Here is a 19,583-nt window from a genome sequence, read left to right as displayed (position 1 = left end):
GACTTTCCAAGCCCGTTTTTCCGTGTTATCTGCGCGCCAAACCATCAACCAAAGGACCTTATCATGGCTCTCGAACGCACATTTTCTATCGTTAAACCGGACGCGACAAAACGCAACCTGACAGGCGCGATCTGCGCAATGTTGGAAGAAGGCGGCCTGCGCATCGTTGCACAAAAACGCATCCAACTGACTCTGGCTCAGGCGCAAACATTCTACGCTGTACACAAAGAGCGCCCGTTCTACGACGAACTGTGCGAATTCATGGTTTCTGAGCCAATCGTTGTTCAGGTGCTCGAAGGCGAAAACGCCATCCTGCGCAACCGCGAAATCATGGGCGCAACAAACCCAGCAGAAGCTGATGAAGGCACAATTCGTAAAACATACGCACTGTCCTTGGGCGAAAACTCCATCCACGGCTCTGACGCACCAGAAACAGCTGCTGAAGAAATTGCATATTTCTTCTCTGGCCTAGAGTTGGTTGGCTAAGACCAAAATAAACGACTTAAGAAAAAGGGGCCTATTAGGCCCCTTTTTTATTTTGTCCCGATCAGGCTCAGATCAATCTTACGCCCAAACAATCGTTCTGCGTTCTTAAACGCGATATTTTCTGCTTGCTCTTTTGGCAGCAAAGACAACCACTTACGGTTCACATCAATAATTGCATCGTAAATATCCCACTGTGAATTGACCCAAGTGTCCGATCCAATCATTAGTCGTTCATGATGCTTGCGGATCACCTTCGCCCAATCCGTGTCCAACTTGCCGCCTACTAAAATGTCATTCTCACGATATGATGTATCCGCATAGAGTGTTGGATATTTGTCAAACATCTTCATCGCAGTGTCGGGGCCGTCCGTCATCCCGACATGGGCCCAGATAATGGTCAGCGAAGGTTCCAGTCGATACAATAATTCCACGGGTTCGGCGCTTGAATGCACATGGATCGGAATATCGCGCACCTTTGCCATTTGCGTAACTGCACGCAACAAGTCTTCATCATCGGGGTCAATGCTGCGGATATGAAATTCCCCAATGCCTTCATGGGGATAGCGGGACAAACGCCGCTCAAGATAGGCTTCCATGCCTTCATCTTTGGTCCAATCGCTGGACCCAGCACCTTTACGGTAGGGGCGCAGTTCAGGCACTATCCGTCCCTTTGCGTACTTCCACAGTTTTATCGTGCCTGCATCAGGGGTGGAGGAAACCAACCCCATGGCCACCCCATTGCGATCCATCATTTTAATCACAGTTTTGGGCGGATAAACGTTCCACGCTGGTTCTTTGTAATGAATATGCGCATCAAAGATTGGCATGGTCAGCGCGGCGTCTCCAATAGGTTCCTCCGCAAAGGCTGGTATTGCGAAAAGGGCGGTTATTAGTCCTAATAGACGCATATCTTAATCCTTTTTAACAACTCCAAGCATGTTCAACTCTTTTTCCAAGACAGACAATCCCTTATCTGCTGGCGAAAGCCGCGCCTTTATCGCTTCAAACCGCACTTTTAGCGCGTCCTTTTCCTTGCCTTTGCAGTCATTCCAAGGCCGCCCTTGCAAGGCCATCACCAGCACATAGAACCCGATAAAATGCGCTTTGCCACCTGCCTTTAAGGCGCGAAAATAGGCTTCGTCAGGACCCAAGTCGCGCAATTGATCTGCGGTTGTAATGCCTGCGCGGGCGTAGAATTCATCCGATGCAGGGCCGAGGTTTTTTATGCTGCTCGGCTTATCCGTCATAGGGTTTTGACGAAATCACGCAGCACATCTGGGTACAATTTGTGTTCTTCAATCAGCACTCGTGCAGCCAAAGATTCGGCGGTATCTTCGGGCAATACGGGAACGCGTCTTTGTCCCAAAATCGGACCATCATCCAATTCAGCCGTCACCAGATGCACGCTGACACCCGCCTCTGCGTCACCTGCATCCAACGCTCTTTGATGAGTATTCAACCCTTTGTAATTGGGCAGCAGTGATGGATGAATGTTTAACATCCGACCTTCCCATTTAGCGGTAAATTCACCTGTAAGGACGCGCATAAAACCCGCCAAGCAAATCACATCTGGAACATATTCGCTCAAAATTCGGGTGATTTCAGCTTCAAAGCTTGCACGATCCGAATATTTACGGTGATCAACGACTTCGGTGGCCACTCCGCGTGCTTGGGCCTTTACCAGCCCACCTGCATCCGCCGTATTTGCCAAAACCAGAACAGGCTCGGCGTCAATCTCACCCGATTGCATGGCGTCTACCAAAGACACCATATTCGAACCGCCACCCGAAATGAAAATGGCGATGCGGGTCATTACAGTGTGCCTGAATACGCGACCCCGTCGCCCTTGGTCACGGTGCCAATCCGCATGGCGTCAACGCCTTCGGATTTCAGTGCGGCTATCACATCATCAGCCCCATGTGCAGAGGCAATAGCGATCATGCCAAGGCCGCAGTTAAATGTCTTGAGCGCTTCTGCTTGATCCAGTCCTGCGCCTTTGATCAACCAATCAAAAACAGGCAAGCGGGTCCAAGCATCCAAATCAATTTCTGCACCCAATCCATTTGGCAGCGCGCGTGGCAGGTTCTCTGTCAAACCGCCACCCGTAATATGGGCCAACCCATGCAGATCACCCGTTTCCAACGCAGCAACTGCGGGGCGCACATAGATCTTCGTCGGTTCCAACAAGGCTTCACCCAGTGTGCCATCGCCAAACGGGCAGGGGGCATCCCAACCGAGTCCGGACTGTTCAACAATCTTGCGCACCAAGGAATAGCCGTTTGAATGCACGCCAGACGACGGCATCCCGATCAGCACATCACCTTCGGATACACCCGCTGGTAACATGCCACCGCGTTCCATTGCCCCAACGGCAAAGCCCGCCAGATCAAAATCATCCGCTTCGTACATGCCTGGCATTTCCGCAGTTTCGCCACCCACCAGTGCAGAATTCGCCTGTCGACAGCCCTCTGCAATGCCTTCAATCACCTGTGCAGCACTGTCCACGTCGAGCTTGCCCGTTGCGAAATAGTCGAGGAAAAACAAAGGAACGGCACCCTGACAAATCAGGTCATTCACACACATGGCCACCAAATCAATGCCAACTGTGTTCACATGGCCAGTATCAATTGCGATGCGCAGTTTTGTACCCACACCATCGGTGGCGGACACCAAGACGGGGTCTTTAAACCCTGCTGCTTTCAGATCGAACATCGCGCCAAAACCACCAAGTCCGTCCATAACGCCAGGCCGCTTTGTGCTGGCAGCGGCGGGTTTGATCCGATCCACCAACGCATTGCCTGCATCAATATCAACCCCTGCATCTGCATAGGTCAGGCCTGTTTTTTGATCGCTCATATCCGCCTCCAGAATCTGTTGCCTTCCATTATCCCATTGCGCTCCTGATTGACCACCCTAGAGTCACAAAATGACCCAAGATCGCCCACTCCTCGGCATCGCCTTTATGGTAGCCTTTTGTATTCTCGCCCCAATGGGGGATGCCATTGCCAAACTGCTTGGTGACACCATCCCTTTGATTCAATTGTTGTTTGTGCGGTTCATTGCCCAAATGGTGCTTTTGTGGCCGATCATTTGGATCAGCGGAATCCCTGTTAAAATGCCGCGCCGCCTGTTTTGGCTGATGGTGCTGCGCACGCTTTTGCATATGATCGGGATCGGCGCGATGTTTACCTCTTTACGGTTTTTACCGCTGGCAGATGCAGTTGCCATCGCTTTTGTCATGCCATTCATCATGTTGCTTTTGGGCAAATATTTTTTGGATGAAGAAGTGGGCAAACACCGCCTTGGCGCCTGTGTAATCGGCTTTATTGGCACTCTGCTTGTGGTTCAACCGAGCTTTGCCGAAGTGGGTGCCCCAGCGCTGCTTCCGCTTGTGGTTGCTGTGGTTTTCGCACTTTTCATGCTTGTAACGCGTTCTGTCGCCAAAGAAGTGGATGCCATGAACCTGCAAGCGCAATCAGGGATTATCGCCACCGTCATCCTAGGCCTGATGTTGCTCGCCACCAGTGGAACCGAAATTGAGGCTTTGCAAATTGTCGCCCCAACACAAGCTGAATGGCTCTGGCTGATTGCAATCGGGACATTTGGCACGGTCGCACATCTGTTCATGACGTGGTCTTTGCGCTTTGCGCCCTCAGCCACGCTCGCCCCGATGCAATATCTGGAAATCCCCATTGCCACGATTATCGGTTTCATCATGTTCCGCGATTTGCCCAATGGCCTTGCGGCGCTTGGTATTGCGATCACGATTGGGGCAGGGCTTTATATTATCTTTCGGGAGCAAAGGCTCAGCCGCCAAACCGCTTGACGCCAAAGCGCCCCAAATGTATCGCAAGGATACCGATCTGGGGGCCTGTAGCTCAGTTGGTTAGAGCAGAGCGCTCATAACGCTTTGGTCGTAGGTTCAAGTCCTACCGGGCCTACCAACCACGTTTTTTCACCAGAAAATTCGTAGAACCCCAGCAACTACAATCCCCAAGCGGCAGGTGAATTTGCAAAGCAGACTCACCGAGAGCGCCTCTCAGATTGGGTTAAGCTTCCAATTCCACCCAAATCGGCACATGATCGCTCGGTTTTTCGCGCCCTCGCGTGTCCCGATCAATCTGGCAATCAACGAGCAGGTCCGCACATTGCGGCGTCAGCAAAAAGTGATCAATCCGAATGCCGTTGTTCTTGTTCCAAGCGCCTGCCTGATAATCCCAAAACGTATAATTCATAGGCGCCTGATTGCGCGCCCGAAACGCTTCGGTGAAGCCAAGGTTTTTCACCCGCTCAAACGCACGGCGGCTTTCTGGTAAAAACAACGCGTCATCGAGCCAAGGTTTTACGTCCCAGCAATCTTCGGCCTGTGGGATCACGTTGTAATCCCCTGCCATCAACGCGGGTTCCTCAGATGCCATCAACTCTTGCGCACGGGCGTGCAGCCGTTCCATCCATGCCAGTTTGTAATCATACTTTGGTCCAGGAGCTGGGTTGCCGTTTGGCAGATACAACCCGCACACCCGCACGGCCTGCTTGTCGCCAATCACCGTGGCTTCGATCCAGCGCGCCTGTTCGTCTTCATCATCCCCTGGCAAACCACGCGATACGTCTTCGAGCGGTAATTTGGACAAGATCGCTACACCATTGAATGATTTTTGCCCATGTGTTTCAACGATATAGCCTAGATCTTCAATCGGCTCGCGCGGGAAATTCTCATCTACCGACTTTATCTCTTGAAGAACGGCCACATCAGGCTTGCTCTCTTCGAGCCAGGCGAGAAGGGCGGGCAAACGGGCTTTGATCCCGTTGATATTAAACGATGCAATTTTCATGCAACCTACCTAGGACGCCGCGCTTACCCGCGCAACATAAGAAAATCCTTAACGGGTTAATAACCGCCCTGAGCCTTTTTCTTGGCCTAAATATCCAAAGAAGTCCCGCAGCACCAAACGCATTATCGCAAATCACATGCTAAAGCTGGTTCCACACCCACAGGAACTCGTGGCATTTGGGTTCTCGATCACGAACCGCGCCCCGATCAATTCTTGGGTATAATCAATCACCGCATTGGCCAGAAACGGCAGGGACACGCTGTCTACCAGCACCTTCTGGCCGTCTTTTTCCAACACGAGATCATCATCAGCCACGTCGTCTTCCAACTTGATCTCGTACTGAAACCCAGAACACCCGCCGCCTTCAACGGCCACGCGCAAACACTGGGCGCTGTTGGTTGAGCCGTTGATCTCGGCCAGTTGCGCAAATGCGCGGTCGGTCACGGTTGGGGGCAGGGATAAGTCCATCTTTTAACACTCATTTCTATGGTGTAAGGTTTCTTCAAATATAGGCGGCGATAAACGCAGCATCAAGGCACAAGACACATCTGAGGCTACACAACCATGTTAGCACGCTATGCAAGCGATCCTGCGCACTCTCGCGGGCGTCTGGTGGATGAAAGGCATTCCGCTCATCGCTCCGCTTTTCAACGGGACCGTGATCGTATAATCCACTCCACTGCCTTTCGCCGCTTAAAACACAAAACACAGGTTTTTGTGGAGCATGAAGCAGACCATTTTCGCACGAGGCTAACCCACAGCATCGAAGTGGGGCAGGTGGCGCGGACGATTGCAGGGGTTCTCAACCTTAACGTCGAATTGACCGAAGCCGTCGCCTTGGCCCATGATCTGGGGCATACCCCTTTTGGACATGCTGGCGAAGATGCGCTTGATGAATGTATGGCGCCTTTCGGTGGGTTTGACCACAATGCTCAAGCCATTAAAATCGTTACTGATTTAGAGCGTCACTACGCCGAATTTGATGGCCTTAACCTGACGTGGGACTGCCTTGAAGGTATTGCAAAACACAATGGTCCAGTCACAGGCGACATTCCTTTTGCGTTAGCTGAATACAATGCGAAACATGATCTCGAACTGCACACCCATGCCAGTGCAGAAGCCCAAGTTGCCGCGCTGTCTGATGATATTGCCTACAACAACCATGATCTTGATGATGGCCTGCGGGCGGGTCTTTTCACCATCGACGATATTTTGCATCTGCCCCTCGTCGGGGACGCCTTTGCCGAAGTGGACAAAAAATATCTAAACCTCGACCAAGATCGCCGTCGTCACGAAGCGTTGCGCCGCGTCTTTGGCATCATGGTCGAAGATGTGCTGACGGAATCCCGCGCTTGGCTCGATAAATCAGGGGCAAACAGTGCTGCCGATATCCGCGCCCTAGGCCACCCGGTCATCGCCTTTTCCGATGATCTTTTGTCTGGGCTTAACGCCATCCGCGCCTTTCTTTATGCCAACATGTATCGCGCCCCTTCGGTTATCACAGTGCGCGAAGAAATGACGGATATTCTGCGGAACCTGTTTCACCGTTTCATGGATAACCCTGATCAACTGCCCGAAGGTTGGGACGCCAGCAAAGACGATTTCGCCCGCGCACGGTTGGTGGCGGATTATGTGTCAGGGATGACAGACAGATTTGCGCTCAAATTGTATCATGGAGAAGCGGGGTGAGTTGACCCTTCGGTTCAAAGTGCTAAACCGCCTGTAATCACTAGGAAAGTACTATGAACCTCTTTGCCGACATTCGCACGCTTGTGCTCGACAGTCTTGAAACGCTTCAATCCGAAGGCACGCTGCCGAAAGACCTCGATTTCACCAATGTGGCTGTAGAGCCACCACGCGATGCGTTGCATGGGGATATGGCAACGAATGCGGCGATGGTCTTGGCTAAACCTGCAAAATCGAACCCGCGCGCTATTGCCGAAGCCTTGGCAAGTAAGCTCATGGCTGATGCCCGTGTTCAAACGGCAGATGTGGCAGGGCCGGGCTTTCTAAATCTCACGCTCGATCCGTCATGTTGGACTGCGGTTGTTCCCGTTGCAATCAAAGCGGGTGCAGATTTTGGCCGATCTGACATGGGGCAGGGCAAAAAGGTGAACGTTGAATATGTGTCTGCCAACCCAACAGGCCCTTTGCATGTGGGCCACACACGGGGTGCTGTGTTTGGGGATGCGCTTGCCAGCCTATTGGATTTTGCTGGCTATAATGTGACGCGGGAATATTATATCAACGACGGCGGTGCACAGGTCGATGTGCTGGCGCGGTCTGTTTACCTACGCTACCTCGAAGCGCATGGCCAAGAGGTTGCTTTTGAAGATGGAACCTATCCTGGCGATTACCTGATCCCTGTTGGCCAAGCGTTGAAAGACAAAGTTGGTGATGCCTTTGTCGACAAGGGTGAACAATTCTGGCTCGCTGATATTCGCGAGTTTGCCACAGAGGCCATGATGGATTTGATCCGCGCCGATTTAGCTGCGTTGAACATTGAAATGGATGTGTTCTACTCTGAAAAATCCCTTTACGGCACAGGCCAGATTGAGGCTGCGATCCAAAGTCTTGATGGCAAAGGCCTGATTTACGAAGGTGTTCTTGAGCCCCCAAAAGGTAAAAAGCCCGAAGATTGGGAGCCGCGTGAACAAACCCTGTTTAAATCCACTGAACACGGGGATGATGTAGATCGGCCAGTGAAAAAATCAGACGGCGCATGGACCTATTTCGCGCCTGATATCGCGTATCACTACGACAAAATCTCTCGTGGTTTTGACGAGCTGATTGATATTTTTGGCGCGGATCACGGCGGTTATGTGAAGCGGATGAAGGCGGCGGTTTCCGCGCTTTCGGATGGTAAAGTGTCCGTCGATATCAAGCTGACGCAATTGGTGAAGCTGTTCAAAGACGGCCAGCCGTTCAAAATGTCCAAACGGGCAGGGACGTTTATCACCCTGCGCGACGTAGTGGATCAGGTTGGCCCAGATGTGACGCGGTTCCATATGCTGACACGCAAGCAGGACGCGCCTTTGGATTTTGATTTTGACAAAGTGTTAGAGCAATCCAAGGAAAACCCTGTGTTTTACGTGCAATATGCCAACGCGCGGATTCATTCCGTTATGCGCAAGGCCATTGCTGCGGGTGTGGATGTCACCGATGCCACATTAACCACAGCGGATTTGTCCCAAAACGCCCATTCAGCGGAGCTGGCCTTGGCGAAAAAGCTGGCAGAATGGCCACGTCTTTTGGAACTGGCAGCCAAACACAATGAGCCGCACCGTATTTCGTTTTACCTCTATGAATTGGCGGCGGAGTATCATTCGCTGCACAATCTGGGCAAAGCGGAGCCCCAGTTGCGGTTCTGGCAAGAAGACAACACTGATTTGTCTTTGGCCAAAATCGCGCAAATTCGGGCTGTTTCGGTTGTTTTATCAACAGGACTTGCTATTTTGGGCGTAACCCCGATGGAAGAAATGTAACAAAAAGGCGCAAAAGCCGTACATTTCGGGGTTGGAGCAGAAAGACACACAATATAATGTGTGCGCATAAAGAGGCAAACCCGATGGCGAAAGCACAAACGGAATCCGTGGAAAATCCAGCTGCATCTGGCGGCGGCTTTGGTGTGGTGAAAACAGCGATCAATTGGGGCGTTGCGGCGCTCTCGCTCGCGGTTATCGCAGGCTTTGTTTTTTGGACCGTTAATCTAGGAACGCGTGATCCGCACGATGTGCCAATTGTCCGCGCGATGGAAGGTCCATCGCGTGTTGCGCCCGAAGATCCAGGCGGAACGCAGGCCTCTCATCAGGGCTTGGCGGTAAATTCTGTTCAGTCTGAGGGTGGCGTTGCCAATCCGTCGAACACCGTTGTTTTGGCACCAGAACCTGCGCAGCTGACCGATGAAGATCAACCGATCAACACTGCTACACAAGTGACACAAGTCGCTACACAGCCTGTGGAGCAATCCGTGGCGGATCCCGAGCCAGAGGTGGCCCAATCCGAAGAAGACCTCGATGCGATTGAAATCGCGGATCAAGTGGCTGAGCGTCTGGCGCAGGAAGCGTTGGCGAATATCGACCCGGCCACCATCCCACGCGAAAACATTCGCGGGACAGAGTTTTCCCCTTCTGCCTCTTTGCGCCCGCAAGTGCGCCCCGCTGGTCTGTCGACTGAAATCACATTGGTGCAACCTACGGCCTCAAATTCAGCTGTACAAAACAACGTGGCTGCAGTGGACAGTGTACCAATCGGCACGCGTTTGATCCAGCTTGGCGCTTATGACAGCGCGGATTTGGCCAATTCTGAATGGGCCAAGTTATTGGCAAAGCATTCCCATCTGTTGGAAGATAAGAAACGCTTGGTGGTTGCCGCCCAATCGGGTGGGCGTAAGTTTTACCGCCTGCGTGCCGCTGGTTTTAACTCGCTTGATGAATCCCGTGCGTTGTGTTCCGCCCTTTTGGCGGTTGGCACGCCCTGCATTCCTGTGACGGCTCGCTGATGGGCGCGCGGGCGTGTATATTTGGCTGCCTTGGCCCGCACTTAACCTCTGATGAGTCCGCCTATTTCCGCGATGCAAATCCGTGGGGATTTATCATTTTTGCCCGCAATATCGAAACACCTGATCAGGTGCGCGCGCTGACATCCGACCTGCGCGAAGCCGTCGGGCGTGACGCGCCAATTCTGATCGATCAAGAAGGCGGGCGCGTCGCCCGCTTTCGCGCACCGCACTGGCGCGAATGGGAACCAGCGCTGGATTTTGCACAAAACCATGGGGCTAACGCGCAAAAAGCCATGTATTTGCGGGGGCGTATGATCGCCGATGATCTGCATTCTGTGGGTGTAGATGTGAATTGCACACCCATGCTCGATGTGGCCACGCAAGACAGTCATGACATCATTCTCAACCGCTGTTACGGGTATGACCCTGAAACGGTGGCTGCCAATGGCCGCGCTTTGGCTGAAGGTCAAGCTGACGGCGGGGTTCTGTCGATTATCAAACATATTCCGGGCCATGGTCGTGCCAACTTGGACAGTCATCACGATCTGCCCCGCCTCGACACACCGTTGGCAGAGCTTCAAGCCACTGATTTTGTTCCCTTTAAACGGCTCAATAATCTGCCAATGGCGATGACCGCTCACATTACCTATTCGGCGATTGATCCCGACGCTTGCGCGACCCTGTCTTCAAAGGCGATCAGCGCCATTCGAAATGATATTGGGTTTGATGGCCTGTTAATGACAGATGATTTGTCGATGAAGGCGCTGGATGGCACTTTTGAACAGCGCACTCAAAAAGCCCTTAAGGCAGGGTGTGACATCATCTTGCACTGCAATGGCGAACGGGCCGAAATGGACCCGATTATCGCCAACACCCCTGAATTAACTGGCCACGCTGCGACCCGTGCATCTGCCGCACTGTCGCACCGCATCACACCAAAACCCTTTGATCGTGAACAGGCCGAAGCCACTCTAAAATCTCTTTTGAAAGACGCTGCCAATGTCTGAAGACACCGAGTCTGTTTCACAGACCGACGATTTTGAAACAACCGAGGCACGCCTCGCATCCGAAGCGCTGCTTGTGGATGTGGAAGGTTATGAAGGCCCGCTTGATCTGCTGTTGACCCTTGCCCGCACGCAAAAAGTGGATTTGCGCAAGATTTCGGTTCTTGAGCTTGCGATGCAATATTTGGATTTTGTGGAACAAGCCAAAAAGCTACGCATTGAACTGGCGGCGGATTATCTTGTCATGGCTGCATGGCTGGCGTTCCTGAAGTCGCGCCTGCTGTTGCCTGCCGACCCCGAAGAAGAAGGTCCCTCTGGCGAAGAACTTGCTGCGCATCTGGCGTTCCAGTTGGAGCGGTTAGAAGCCATGCGCCGCTCTGCGGCGCGCCTGATGGCGCGGGATCAATTAGGCCGCGATTTCTTTGCCCGCGGTATCCCAGAAGACGTGTCTGTGAAAAAGAAAATCCAATACAAAGCATCGGTTTTGGATTTGATGCAGGCCTATGCGCGACTGAAAACCAAAGACAGTTTTGCACCCTTACATTTCAACGAACGGGATCGCGTTTTGACCATGGAACAGGCGCTGGATCGTATGAAAACGCTGATGGGGCACGCGATGGATTGGGCCGATCTTTCGCAGTTTCTGCCTGATGGATGGTCGGATGATCCCAAAAAACGCCGTTCCGCCACCGCTGCAACATTCGCGGCTTCGCTTGAGTTGGTGAAAGCAGGGGTCATGGAAATTCGCCAAACTGAAACATTCGCGCCAATTCAGTTGCGCAAACGAGAGGTGTGATATGTCTGACGAGCAAACCACCGAAACGACCAAAATTGAACAACCCGCCACCATCACAGAAAGCCTGTTCGAAGCCCCCCCGATGGCGGAACAGGAGCGTATGGTAGAGGCAATTCTATTCGCAACGGCAGAGCCACAATCAAAGGTTCAGATCGAAAATCGAATGCCCCACGGATCAGATGTGGCCGAGGCATTGGTGCATGTGCGCAAACGATACGAGGGCAGGGGCGTGAACCTTGTCAAAGTGGGCGATGGCTGGGCGTTTCGCACGGCGCCAGACCTCGGTTTTTTGATGCAAAAAGAACAGGTTGAGGTGCGCAAACTGTCCCGCGCAGGGATAGAAACACTCGCCATTATTGCTTATCATCAGCCCGTCACCCGTGCTGAAATCGAAGAAATTCGCGGTGTGTCTGTGTCCTCTGGCACCATTGATATGCTGATGGAACTGGACTGGATCAAACTTGGCCGCCGCCGCATGACCCCCGGGCGTCCCGTGACCTTTATCGTGACGCAAAACTTCCTAGATCACTTTGGCCTGGAAAATGCGCGCGATCTGCCAGGCGTCAAAGAACTGCGTGATGCGGGCCTGTTGGACAATCGCCCGCCTCCAGGTGCTGTGCTGGAAACACCCGAAGATGACAGCGAAGACGATCAAGAAGATATGTTTGAGTAACCAATTCCTTCGCTCGAGTTTGGTGTTTTGCGTCAAACCACCTATATAAGGGCAAAGCGAACACGCGCAGGAGCAGTCACATGAACGCTAATTCGATAATCAATATGATCATCCGCATCCTTATGCGCAAAGGCATCAATGCGGGTATCAACAAAGGCATGCACGCCATGCGCGGGCGTGGTGGCAACCAACACCGTGGTCAGGCGAACCGTGCCGCGCCACAACAGATGATGTCCCCTGAAGAACAGGCCGAATTTGAAGAATTCAAGCGCCAGAAGAAAGCAGCGCGGCGAGCGGCGAACCACGAAAAACGCAAACGCCAAAACACCATTGAACGGATGTAAATCCGCGTGGTGGCCGCTTAGGATTTGAAATGCTTGGACAGTTTCAAACCCTGTCCTTGGTAATTCGACTTCAAATCCGCCCCATACAAAACATCTGGCACTTCGGCCATTTTTTCATACACCAAACGCCCAACGCTTTGACCATGTTCCAGCGCAAAAGGCGCCTCGTGACAGCGCACCTCTAAAACACCACGCGATCCTGTGCCCCCAGCGGCGGAATGGCCAAAACCAGGATCAAAGAACCCTGCGTAATGAACCCGAAACTCGCCTACCATCGCCAAATAAGGGGCCATTTCAGCGGCACAATCGGGCGGGATATGCACGGCTTCGCGGCTGACCAAAATGTAAAACGCGCCAGGATCAAGGATAATCCCACCTGTTTTGCTGATTACAGGTTCCCAAAATTCAGTAGGGTCGTAATGACCAATCAGGTCCAGATCAATCAATCCGGTGTGGGGTTTTGCGCGATAGCCCACCAGTCCATTGTTGTCGCCATTCAGGTCAACCGAAAACCCAAGGCCGCCGTCGATTTGCGCCACACCGTCCACCAGCCCAATGCTCTCGTGCATCGCGCTCAGTGCGTCATCAGACAGCACAGATTTGCCTTTGCGAAACCGGATCTGGTTCAATCGCATGCCCGGACGCACCAAAACGGAAAAACTACGCGGCGAAATTTCGGCATAAAGCGGGCCCGTGTATCCCTTTTCGATGCGATCAAATTCAATGCCACGATCCACGATACACCGCGTGAACAGATCGAGACGACCTGTCGATGACTTTGCATTTGCCACGGCGTTTACGTTGTCAGGTAGGGCCAGATTTTCCATCAAAGGCACAACATAGACACAGCCTTTTTCCAAAACCGCTCCGTCGGTCAGATCAACCTCGTGCATTTTGAATTCTTCGAGCCGCTCTGCAACCGTGCCCTGCGCCCCCGCCAGAAACGATGCGCGCACCCGCCACGCTTTGGTCCCAAGCCGCAGATCGAGTGATGCTGGCTGAATTTGCCCGTCAACAGGGGGCAGATCGCAAGTGATTTCCCCACACTCCAACATACGTGCGATGGCTTGGCTTGACAGAACACCGTGTCCAGACATGTCGATCCCCTCAAAAACTTTTGGATTTATGCCGCAGAAACCGCGCCGCTGCGATAGGAAAATCCCTTGCCATTCGACGCAGGGCCATGTTTTCTGCCCAAAACAGGAGCCCCCCATGAAAATCACGCCGTTTGCTGTCGAAATGTGGATGAACGATTGGGAAACCAAGTGTGAACTGAACCTTGCGGAAACCTGCGTAGAATCACTCACCATTGCCGAGCTTTTAGCGCTGACAGGACGAAATGACGACAGCCTGTCCGAGCTTCTACCAATGAAAATGACCTATGGCGGCATTGAAGGATCGGATCGCCTAAAGGCTGCGATCACCACGCTTTACAATCGACAGGCTCCAGAAAACATCGTCACCACCCACGGCACCATCGGCGCGAATGCTTTGGTCCATCAAACGCTGGTTGAAACGGGTGATAAGGTGATCGCGGTCGTGCCCACCTATCAACAGCATTATTCGATCCCTGCCTCTATCGGGGCGGATGTGCATCAATTGAAACTGCGCGCGGAGCAGGGCTTTTTGCCCGATCTCGACGCTTTGGCGAAAATGGCAACTCCAGACACCAAACTCATCGCGATCAACAATCCAAACAACCCAACAGGGGCGTTGATGGAGCGTGATTACCTGCTGAAGATTGTGGACATTGCACGTAAAGCCGATGCTTGGCTGTTGTGCGACGAAGTTTATCGCGGAACCAATCAATCAGGGGATGGGTTTTCGCCCGCTGTTGCGGACCTTTATGAAAAGGGAATTTCAACAGCATCTATGTCCAAAGCTTTCAGCCTTGCAGGCCTGCGCCTTGGCTGGATTGCCGGTTCGCGTGATTTGATCGAACAGGTGATGATCCACCGCGACTACAACACGATTTCTGTTGGCATGCTTGACGACCATTTTGCGGCACTCGCGCTTGAACACAAAGACACATTGATTGCCCGCAGCCAACGTATCACCCGTGAAAATCTTGAAACATTGGCCGTTTGGGTGGAACAAGAACCGCTCATCAGCTGGGTCAAACCAAGGGCAGGCACAACAGCATTGCTGCATTACGATCTTGATATCCCGAGCAAAGACCTGTGCATCGACATCCTGCAAACCACAGGCGTGATGTTCACGCCTGGCAGCGCCCTTGATATGGAAGGCACGCTTCGTATTGGGTACGCCAACAACCCAGACGTGATCAAACAGGGGCTGGCAAAGGTGTCAGAATACTTCGCAAAACGTAGAACGTAAGAATTCAATAACCAACTTGAGCCTTTTTCTTGACCCAAATATCCAACCAACCGCTGCTTTGTACGCGGATCAAAAAAATTCAAAAGTGAGGTAAATGGTCGGGCTAGCAGGATTCGAACCTGCGACCTCTCGTCCCCCAGACGAACGCGCTACCAAGCTGCGCTATAGCCCGACACTGTTGCAACGCGCTGCATTGCCCGTTGTGATGTAAGGGCTAAGCGCGAACACTTCAAGCCTGAAACGCCGTGTCAGCTGGCGCGTTTTTCTTGCTGTTTTTTGGCACGCCGCATGGAGTTCCGAGCCATGCGCAAGCTGTAATACAATGTCTCGATTTCGGCCATTGTATCTGTATCGTACGCCGCGGCCGCCTGAATGCGGTAGGGGGCCTTTTTCACGCCATCTGGGATCAGATCATCCCATTCTTCCGCTTCTTCATCCGCAGCTTTCTTTTGCGCAGCTGCCTGTTTGGCGGCTTTTACCCGCGCAGCTTCCGTTGCTTTGGCTTTTTCCATCGCATCTTGGCTGTCGGTTTCTTTTGCGTCTGCCACTGCGGCCTCCTCAGATGCGGATGCTTTCGCCTTGGCGTCATCCGCTTTTTGGTCGTCTTGCGCGACTTTACCTTTTTTCACAACCCGCACATCCACTTTTGGTGCTTTCTTGGCGGCGGGTTTGGATTTCACCATCTTATCAATGTCAGCGGTGTCATCAGCATCTGCTTTGGACGGCGGAGACACCACCTGCGTGTTGAGGTCAGGGGACAATCCTTGAACATGCTTTACACCATGTTCTTTCAACAAACCCCTAACGTATTTGATCGAACGCTCATCAAAATGCAGCAGTTTCTTGATCCCGCCCAACAACAGCATGTCATCAGGGCGATAATACCTGCGGCCCCCCGCGCGTTTCACGGGTTTGATTTGCGGAAACCGGCTTTCCCAGAATCGCAGCACATAGGTTGGCGTATCCAACCATTCAGACACTTCTGAAATGGTGCGGAAAGCTTCGGGTGATTTACTCATGTTTGGGGCTGTCCCTATTTAGGATTTGTTGCCCGATGCCACACGGTCTTTCATCAAGTGGCTGGGACGAAACGTCAAAACACGGCGCGGGCGGATTGGAACCTCTTCGCCTGTTTTTGGATTGCGCCCGATACGTTCGGTTTTGTCCCGAATGCTGAAGGTGCCAAAGGAAGAGATTTTCACATTTTCGCCACTGACGAGAGCATCGGAAATATTGTCCAAAACGCTTTCGACCAATTCCGCAGATTCATTGCGTGATAAACCAACTTCGCGAAAGACGGATTCGCTCAAATCCATACGTGTCAGCGTCTTGCCACTCATAATCATCTCCCTAATCTGTTTCCAAACAGTATTTGCTTTTTGAATTACGAGTCAACTGCAAGGCATTGGTTATTAAGAAATAATTCAAAATGGGAATGCCGCGTGAAAATCGCGATACTTGCTTTCACGTCAGCGTTTAAGGCTCTGTAAACGTTTAATAAAAAGTAATTTTTACCAACGCAATACAACCGCACCCCATGCCAAACCACCGCCGATGGCTTCGGCAACCAAAACTTGGCCTTTCTGGATTTGCCCGTTGGCATGCGCCACAGACAGAGCCAGCGGAATGGATGCCGCAGAGGTGTTTCCGTGGTCTTGGACCGTCACAACCACCTTTTCCATTGGTACTTTCAGCTTTGCTGCAGTGCTTTTGATAATGCGTAAATTGGCCTGATGGGGCACAACCCAATCTACATCTTCATGGCCAAGCCCCGCCTTATCCAGTGCTGTACTGGCAGTTGCGGCCAGCTTCGCAACTGCGTGTTTAAACACCTCTTTGCCTTCCATGACCAAATGCCCCGTGGTCTGGGTGGATGACACACCACCACTGACATACAGCAAATCGTTGTACTGCCCATCAGAGTTCAGGTCCGTGGCTAGAATGCCCCGATCCGTATTCTCCCCTGATCCGTCTTGCGCTTCCAAAATCAGCGCGCCCGCACCATCCCCAAACAGCACACATGTGGTGCGGTCTTCCCAATTCATGATGCGGCTAAAGGTTTCCGCGCCAATCACCAAAACCCGTTTTGCCTGTCCTGAAATCACCAGCGCATTGGCATTGGCCAACGCAAAGGCAAAACCTGCACAAACGGCCTGAATGTCAAAAGCAAAGCCGCCGTTCATCCCGATACGATGCTGCACTTTGGTGGCCGTAGACGGGAAGGTTTGGTCTGGCGTTGAAGTGGCCAGCACGATTGCGTCAATATCCGATCCTTGCAAACCAGCATCGGCCAGCGCAGCATTTGCGGCATGAACGGCCAAGTCTGATGTCAGCTCTCCGTCCGCTGCAAAATGGCGTCTTTCAATGCCTGACCGGCTTTTGATCCATTCGTCAGACGTTTCGATCCAATTCTGAAATTCTGCATTCGGAACAACACGTTCCGGCAAATAGTGGCCAACACCTACTGCAACGGCTCGGATCATACTCATCTCGGGGTGGTCTCACTATTTTTGTGGCGCGTCGTCTGTTTCGACACTGGCTTCATCGTCATCTTGGCTATTCTGTAAACCAGATGCAACACGCGCTGCCAGTTTTTCGGTAAAACCTAGTTGAGCCAGCTGTAACGCCAGTCGAATGGCGGCTTCGACGCCTGTGGCATCCGCTGCGCCGTGGGATTTGATTACTGTACCATTCAACCCCAAAAACACACCACCGTTGACCCGACGCGGATCAATCTTGTGACGCAGGTATCGCAGGCTGCGCAGAGCGAAAAGCGCAGAGATTTTTGACAAAAGGTTGCGTGTGAACGCTTGGCGCATCCGCAAACCAATCAGGCTCGCCGTGCCTTCTCCCGTTTTTAGGGCCACATTGCCAGTAAACCCGTCAGTAATAATCACATCCACCTTGTCAGATGGGATATCGCCCCCTTCGACAAAGCCGACATATTCGAAATTGTTTGATTTGGCATCTTCGGCAATAATGTCGTTGGCCTCGTGCAGCTCTGGTTTGCCTTTGTGATCTTCCGTGCCCACATTCAGCAATCCAATACGCGGGCGGTCCAACCCCAAACCATTCCGCGCATAAGACGCCCCCATCAGTGCGAATACCTTAAGGTCCTGAGCATCGGCGCGAATATCGGCGCCCACATCCAGCATCACATTAAATCCTTGCGGATTGAGCGATGGCCAAAGAATCGCAATAGCGGGGCGTTTCACTCCCGGCGCTTTGCGCAGACGAATCATCGAAAGCGCCATCAGTGCCCCTGTGTTGCCACAGGACACCGCAACGCTGGCTTGTTTTTGCCGTACCGCATCCAGTGTGGACCACATGGACGTACCCTTACCATGGCGCATCACGTGGCTTGGACGGTCGTGCATATCCACAACGTCCTCCGTGTGGCGTACGGTTACGCGGCCTGTCAGACCTTTGCGTTTTGCCAATAGGGGATTGATCTGTGCTTCGTCGCCATGAACGATAAAGCTAACATCGGGGTGTTTTTTGGCGGCACGCGCCATGCCATCAATGACAACGGCGACACCAAGGTCGCCGCCCATTGCATCAACAGAAATAACTGTTTTTACAGCAGAAATTTGAACAGAAGAAGGGCTGACTGTTACGCCTGTTTGCATATCAGATCAGCCAGCTCCTGGTTCTTATGCCGCGTCTTCGTCGATGTCGATGTCTTCAACAACAGCAACAACTTCACGATCAGCATAGTGGCCACATGCACCACAAACGTGGTGTGGGCGCTTCAGTTCGCCACAGTTTGGGCATTCGTTCGGATTGTCCGCAACCAATGCATCGTGGGAGCGGCGGTTGCCGCGACGGGAATTGGTAATCTTACTCTTAGGGACAGCCATGTCACAACCTCAATTTGAACGGGGCTCATTGCCCGGATGTGCGACCGTCTAACCCCTGTTCGCGATAAGAACAAGGCGTCATATGCCGCCTGAATAGAAGAAGCGCGAAAATACAAAGAATATGTGGTTTCGCAACCCCTTAATGTCAGAGTTATTCGCCTTTTTCCAACTTTTCTTTCAAGGCAGCAAGCCCTGCAAACGGTTTGGCGTCGTCATCTGTCATGGGTTTGACCCCTGGTTCTGAAAAAACAGCCTCTTCCAAGGCCACATCTGACTTGCGTGGGTAATCTGGCAAAGCCAAAGCAAGCGCTTCAACAGCAATAGCTGCCAGATCAATCTGATCGCCCAAGGGTTCTGATTCGACATCTTCGTCCATTTCAGAAATGCTATCTGCTTCGGGTTCTTCCCAACGGGCCAGAAATGATCGCGAAACAGGCTCATCTACCCGCGTTTTTACAGGGTCGAGCGTCACAACACAGGCTTGTGTCGCTGTCGCACCAAGTTCTCCATCCAAAGACCAGTCCGATTTCCCTTGTGGGGTAATTTTCCCCGCAAAGCGAAGCTTGTGCAGCTCTAAAAGGGCCAATTGCTCAACCGTTTGGGCCTTTTGGTCGTCGTCAAAGGTAATCTCGAAAGAAATCTCACGGCCAGACGGCATGTCAGCCACCATCAGAACGGGTTCTGTGATCTTTCGTTTCGGTTGTTTTGCGGAGCTGGCCATTTTTCGTCCACCATTTCATTAAATCTGCG

Annotated in this window: 23 protein-coding genes and 2 tRNA genes; 11 read left to right on the top strand and 14 right to left on the bottom strand. The window is 52.4% G+C overall.

Going from position 1 to position 19,583, the window contains the following annotated elements; translation table 11 throughout:
• The first annotated feature begins 63 nt into the window (after positions 1-63).
• Positions 64-486: a nucleoside-diphosphate kinase gene (ndk, locus tag QBD29_RS11610; protein ID WP_280098255.1), complete on the top strand. Its 423-nt coding sequence runs from the start codon at positions 64-66 to the stop codon at positions 484-486.
• A gap of 47 nt (positions 487-533) precedes the next feature.
• Here the strand turns inward: ndk and QBD29_RS11605 are convergent, their stop codons facing one another.
• The 4 genes from QBD29_RS11605 to purM are packed head-to-tail and all read right to left on the bottom strand — an operon-like array spanning position 534 to position 3,342.
• Entirely contained in the window at positions 534-1,394 is an 861-nt protein-coding gene (locus QBD29_RS11605) for an amidohydrolase family protein (protein WP_280098254.1), read from the bottom strand.
• 3 nt (positions 1,395-1,397) lie between these two features.
• Positions 1,398-1,733, bottom strand: a complete 336-nt coding sequence (locus QBD29_RS11600; protein WP_280098253.1) for a TfoX/Sxy family DNA transformation protein — start codon at positions 1,731-1,733, stop codon at positions 1,398-1,400.
• Entirely contained in the window at positions 1,730-2,299 is a 570-nt protein-coding gene (purN, locus tag QBD29_RS11595) for a phosphoribosylglycinamide formyltransferase (protein ID WP_280098252.1), read from the bottom strand. The genes QBD29_RS11600 and purN overlap by 4 nt, the downstream gene beginning before the upstream one ends.
• Positions 2,299-3,342 carry a phosphoribosylformylglycinamidine cyclo-ligase gene (purM, locus tag QBD29_RS11590; protein WP_280098251.1) on the bottom strand — a complete coding sequence of 348 codons (1,044 nt, stop codon included), beginning with the start codon at positions 3,340-3,342 and terminating at the stop codon, positions 2,299-2,301. The genes purN and purM overlap by 1 nt, the downstream gene beginning before the upstream one ends.
• Positions 3,343-3,412: 70 nt before the next feature.
• Here purM and QBD29_RS11585 point away from each other — a divergent pair, with 70 nt between their 5' ends.
• Complete coding sequence (locus QBD29_RS11585; RefSeq protein ID WP_280098250.1) at positions 3,413-4,312, top strand: DMT family transporter; 900 nt, start codon at positions 3,413-3,415, stop codon at positions 4,310-4,312.
• 41 nt (positions 4,313-4,353) lie between these two features.
• Positions 4,354-4,430, top strand: a tRNA-Ile gene (locus tag QBD29_RS11580).
• A gap of 105 nt (positions 4,431-4,535) precedes the next feature.
• Here QBD29_RS11580 and xth read toward each other — a convergent pair.
• A complete protein-coding gene (gene xth, locus QBD29_RS11575; protein ID WP_280098249.1) occupies positions 4,536-5,318 on the bottom strand; it encodes an exodeoxyribonuclease III in 783 nt (260 codons plus the stop codon).
• 132 nt (positions 5,319-5,450) lie between these two features.
• Positions 5,451-5,786, bottom strand: coding sequence for an iron-sulfur cluster insertion protein ErpA (erpA, locus tag QBD29_RS11570; RefSeq protein ID WP_280098248.1), 336 nt, complete (start codon positions 5,784-5,786; stop codon positions 5,451-5,453).
• Between the two features lie 96 nt (positions 5,787-5,882).
• Between erpA and QBD29_RS11565 the strand changes: the two genes are divergently transcribed.
• The 7 genes from QBD29_RS11565 (at position 5,883) to QBD29_RS11535 (ending at position 12,636) form a co-directional block, all read left to right on the top strand.
• Positions 5,883-7,007, top strand: a complete 1,125-nt coding sequence (locus tag QBD29_RS11565; protein WP_280098247.1) for a deoxyguanosinetriphosphate triphosphohydrolase — start codon at positions 5,883-5,885, stop codon at positions 7,005-7,007.
• A 53-nt stretch (positions 7,008-7,060) separates the two neighbouring features.
• The gene (gene argS, locus QBD29_RS11560; RefSeq protein ID WP_280098246.1) at positions 7,061-8,803 is read left to right on the top strand and encodes an arginine--tRNA ligase; all 1,743 of its coding nucleotides are present in this window, start codon (positions 7,061-7,063) and stop codon (positions 8,801-8,803) included.
• Between the two features lie 83 nt (positions 8,804-8,886).
• On the top strand, positions 8,887-9,819 hold the full coding sequence (locus QBD29_RS11555; RefSeq protein ID WP_280098245.1) for an SPOR domain-containing protein: 933 nt from the start codon (positions 8,887-8,889) through the stop codon (positions 9,817-9,819).
• Positions 9,765-10,826, top strand: a complete 1,062-nt coding sequence (gene nagZ, locus QBD29_RS11550) for a beta-N-acetylhexosaminidase (RefSeq protein WP_280098244.1) — start codon at positions 9,765-9,767, stop codon at positions 10,824-10,826. Before QBD29_RS11555 ends, nagZ begins: the two co-directional genes overlap by 55 nt.
• Positions 10,819-11,619 carry a ScpA family protein gene (locus QBD29_RS11545; RefSeq protein WP_280098243.1) on the top strand — a complete coding sequence of 267 codons (801 nt, stop codon included), beginning with the start codon at positions 10,819-10,821 and terminating at the stop codon, positions 11,617-11,619. Before nagZ ends, QBD29_RS11545 begins: the two co-directional genes overlap by 8 nt.
• A gap of 1 nt (position 11,620) precedes the next feature.
• Positions 11,621-12,292: an SMC-Scp complex subunit ScpB gene (scpB, locus tag QBD29_RS11540; protein WP_280098242.1), complete on the top strand. Its 672-nt coding sequence runs from the start codon at positions 11,621-11,623 to the stop codon at positions 12,290-12,292.
• Positions 12,293-12,372: 80 nt separating this feature from the next.
• Positions 12,373-12,636, top strand: coding sequence for a hypothetical protein (locus QBD29_RS11535; protein ID WP_280098241.1), 264 nt, complete (start codon positions 12,373-12,375; stop codon positions 12,634-12,636).
• A gap of 17 nt (positions 12,637-12,653) precedes the next feature.
• Here the strand turns inward: QBD29_RS11535 and QBD29_RS11530 are convergent, their stop codons facing one another.
• Positions 12,654-13,733 (bottom strand): 2'-deoxycytidine 5'-triphosphate deaminase, encoded by a 1,080-nt coding sequence (locus QBD29_RS11530; protein WP_280098240.1) that lies wholly within the window; start codon positions 13,731-13,733, stop codon positions 12,654-12,656.
• A 115-nt stretch (positions 13,734-13,848) separates the two neighbouring features.
• On the opposite strand from QBD29_RS11530, the gene QBD29_RS11525 reads away from it, so the two are divergent.
• Positions 13,849-14,973: an aminotransferase gene (locus tag QBD29_RS11525; protein WP_280098239.1), complete on the top strand. Its 1,125-nt coding sequence runs from the start codon at positions 13,849-13,851 to the stop codon at positions 14,971-14,973.
• Positions 14,974-15,068: 95 nt separating this feature from the next.
• Here QBD29_RS11525 and QBD29_RS11520 read toward each other — a convergent pair.
• The 7 genes from QBD29_RS11520 to QBD29_RS11490 form a co-directional block, all read right to left on the bottom strand.
• Positions 15,069-15,145: transfer RNA gene (locus tag QBD29_RS11520), tRNA-Pro, on the bottom strand.
• A 76-nt stretch (positions 15,146-15,221) separates the two neighbouring features.
• Positions 15,222-15,992 (bottom strand): MerR family transcriptional regulator, encoded by a 771-nt coding sequence (locus tag QBD29_RS11515; RefSeq protein WP_280098238.1) that lies wholly within the window; start codon positions 15,990-15,992, stop codon positions 15,222-15,224.
• A gap of 18 nt (positions 15,993-16,010) precedes the next feature.
• Positions 16,011-16,313 carry an integration host factor subunit alpha gene (ihfA, locus tag QBD29_RS11510; protein WP_280098237.1) on the bottom strand — a complete coding sequence of 101 codons (303 nt, stop codon included), beginning with the start codon at positions 16,311-16,313 and terminating at the stop codon, positions 16,011-16,013.
• A 171-nt stretch (positions 16,314-16,484) separates the two neighbouring features.
• The gene (locus QBD29_RS11505) at positions 16,485-17,456 is read right to left on the bottom strand and encodes a beta-ketoacyl-ACP synthase III (RefSeq protein ID WP_280100957.1); all 972 of its coding nucleotides are present in this window, start codon (positions 17,454-17,456) and stop codon (positions 16,485-16,487) included.
• Between the two features lie 21 nt (positions 17,457-17,477).
• The gene (plsX, locus tag QBD29_RS11500) at positions 17,478-18,602 is read right to left on the bottom strand and encodes a phosphate acyltransferase PlsX (RefSeq protein ID WP_280098236.1); all 1,125 of its coding nucleotides are present in this window, start codon (positions 18,600-18,602) and stop codon (positions 17,478-17,480) included.
• 24 nt (positions 18,603-18,626) lie between these two features.
• Positions 18,627-18,833 carry a 50S ribosomal protein L32 gene (gene rpmF / locus QBD29_RS11495; RefSeq protein WP_280098235.1) on the bottom strand — a complete coding sequence of 69 codons (207 nt, stop codon included), beginning with the start codon at positions 18,831-18,833 and terminating at the stop codon, positions 18,627-18,629.
• Between the two features lie 151 nt (positions 18,834-18,984).
• Positions 18,985-19,554, bottom strand: a complete 570-nt coding sequence (locus tag QBD29_RS11490) for a DUF177 domain-containing protein (RefSeq protein WP_280098234.1) — start codon at positions 19,552-19,554, stop codon at positions 18,985-18,987.
• Positions 19,555-19,583 lie beyond the last annotated feature (29 nt).

Source organism: Amylibacter sp. IMCC11727, assembly GCF_029854195.1.
Classification (GTDB): Bacteria; Pseudomonadota; Alphaproteobacteria; order Rhodobacterales; family Rhodobacteraceae; genus Amylibacter.
This window is presented reverse-complemented; position numbering and strand designations above follow the sequence as displayed.

What these genes read in the sequence shown, in the direction of transcription:
- QBD29_RS11555 (WP_280098245.1), top strand. Translation starts at nt 8,887, where the DNA reads ATGGCGAAAGCACAAACGGAATCCGTGGAAAATCCAGCTGCATCTGGC.
- QBD29_RS11585 (WP_280098250.1), top strand. Translation starts at nt 3,413, where the DNA reads ATGACCCAAGATCGCCCACTCCTCGGCATCGCCTTTATGGTAGCCTTT.
- scpB (WP_280098242.1), top strand. Translation starts at nt 11,621, where the DNA reads ATGTCTGACGAGCAAACCACCGAAACGACCAAAATTGAACAACCCGCC.
- rpmF (WP_280098235.1), bottom strand. Translation starts at nt 18,833, where the DNA reads ATGGCTGTCCCTAAGAGTAAGATTACCAATTCCCGTCGCGGCAACCGC.
- QBD29_RS11600 (WP_280098253.1), bottom strand. Translation starts at nt 1,733, where the DNA reads ATGACGGATAAGCCGAGCAGCATAAAAAACCTCGGCCCTGCATCGGAT.
- argS (WP_280098246.1), top strand. Translation starts at nt 7,061, where the DNA reads ATGAACCTCTTTGCCGACATTCGCACGCTTGTGCTCGACAGTCTTGAA.
- erpA (WP_280098248.1), bottom strand. Translation starts at nt 5,786, where the DNA reads ATGGACTTATCCCTGCCCCCAACCGTGACCGACCGCGCATTTGCGCAA.
- plsX (WP_280098236.1), bottom strand. Translation starts at nt 18,602, where the DNA reads ATGCAAACAGGCGTAACAGTCAGCCCTTCTTCTGTTCAAATTTCTGCT.
- QBD29_RS11525 (WP_280098239.1), top strand. Translation starts at nt 13,849, where the DNA reads ATGAAAATCACGCCGTTTGCTGTCGAAATGTGGATGAACGATTGGGAA.
- purN (WP_280098252.1), bottom strand. Translation starts at nt 2,299, where the DNA reads ATGACCCGCATCGCCATTTTCATTTCGGGTGGCGGTTCGAATATGGTG.
- ihfA (WP_280098237.1), bottom strand. Translation starts at nt 16,313, where the DNA reads ATGAGTGGCAAGACGCTGACACGTATGGATTTGAGCGAATCCGTCTTT.
- ndk (WP_280098255.1), top strand. Translation starts at nt 64, where the DNA reads ATGGCTCTCGAACGCACATTTTCTATCGTTAAACCGGACGCGACAAAA.
- QBD29_RS11545 (WP_280098243.1), top strand. Translation starts at nt 10,819, where the DNA reads ATGTCTGAAGACACCGAGTCTGTTTCACAGACCGACGATTTTGAAACA.
- xth (WP_280098249.1), bottom strand. Translation starts at nt 5,318, where the DNA reads ATGAAAATTGCATCGTTTAATATCAACGGGATCAAAGCCCGTTTGCCC.
- purM (WP_280098251.1), bottom strand. Translation starts at nt 3,342, where the DNA reads ATGAGCGATCAAAAAACAGGCCTGACCTATGCAGATGCAGGGGTTGAT.
- QBD29_RS11605 (WP_280098254.1), bottom strand. Translation starts at nt 1,394, where the DNA reads ATGCGTCTATTAGGACTAATAACCGCCCTTTTCGCAATACCAGCCTTT.
- QBD29_RS11535 (WP_280098241.1), top strand. Translation starts at nt 12,373, where the DNA reads ATGAACGCTAATTCGATAATCAATATGATCATCCGCATCCTTATGCGC.
- QBD29_RS11530 (WP_280098240.1), bottom strand. Translation starts at nt 13,733, where the DNA reads ATGTCTGGACACGGTGTTCTGTCAAGCCAAGCCATCGCACGTATGTTG.
- QBD29_RS11505 (WP_280100957.1), bottom strand. Translation starts at nt 17,456, where the DNA reads ATGATCCGAGCCGTTGCAGTAGGTGTTGGCCACTATTTGCCGGAACGT.
- QBD29_RS11490 (WP_280098234.1), bottom strand. Translation starts at nt 19,554, where the DNA reads ATGGCCAGCTCCGCAAAACAACCGAAACGAAAGATCACAGAACCCGTT.
- QBD29_RS11565 (WP_280098247.1), top strand. Translation starts at nt 5,883, where the DNA reads ATGTTAGCACGCTATGCAAGCGATCCTGCGCACTCTCGCGGGCGTCTG.
- QBD29_RS11515 (WP_280098238.1), bottom strand. Translation starts at nt 15,992, where the DNA reads ATGAGTAAATCACCCGAAGCTTTCCGCACCATTTCAGAAGTGTCTGAA.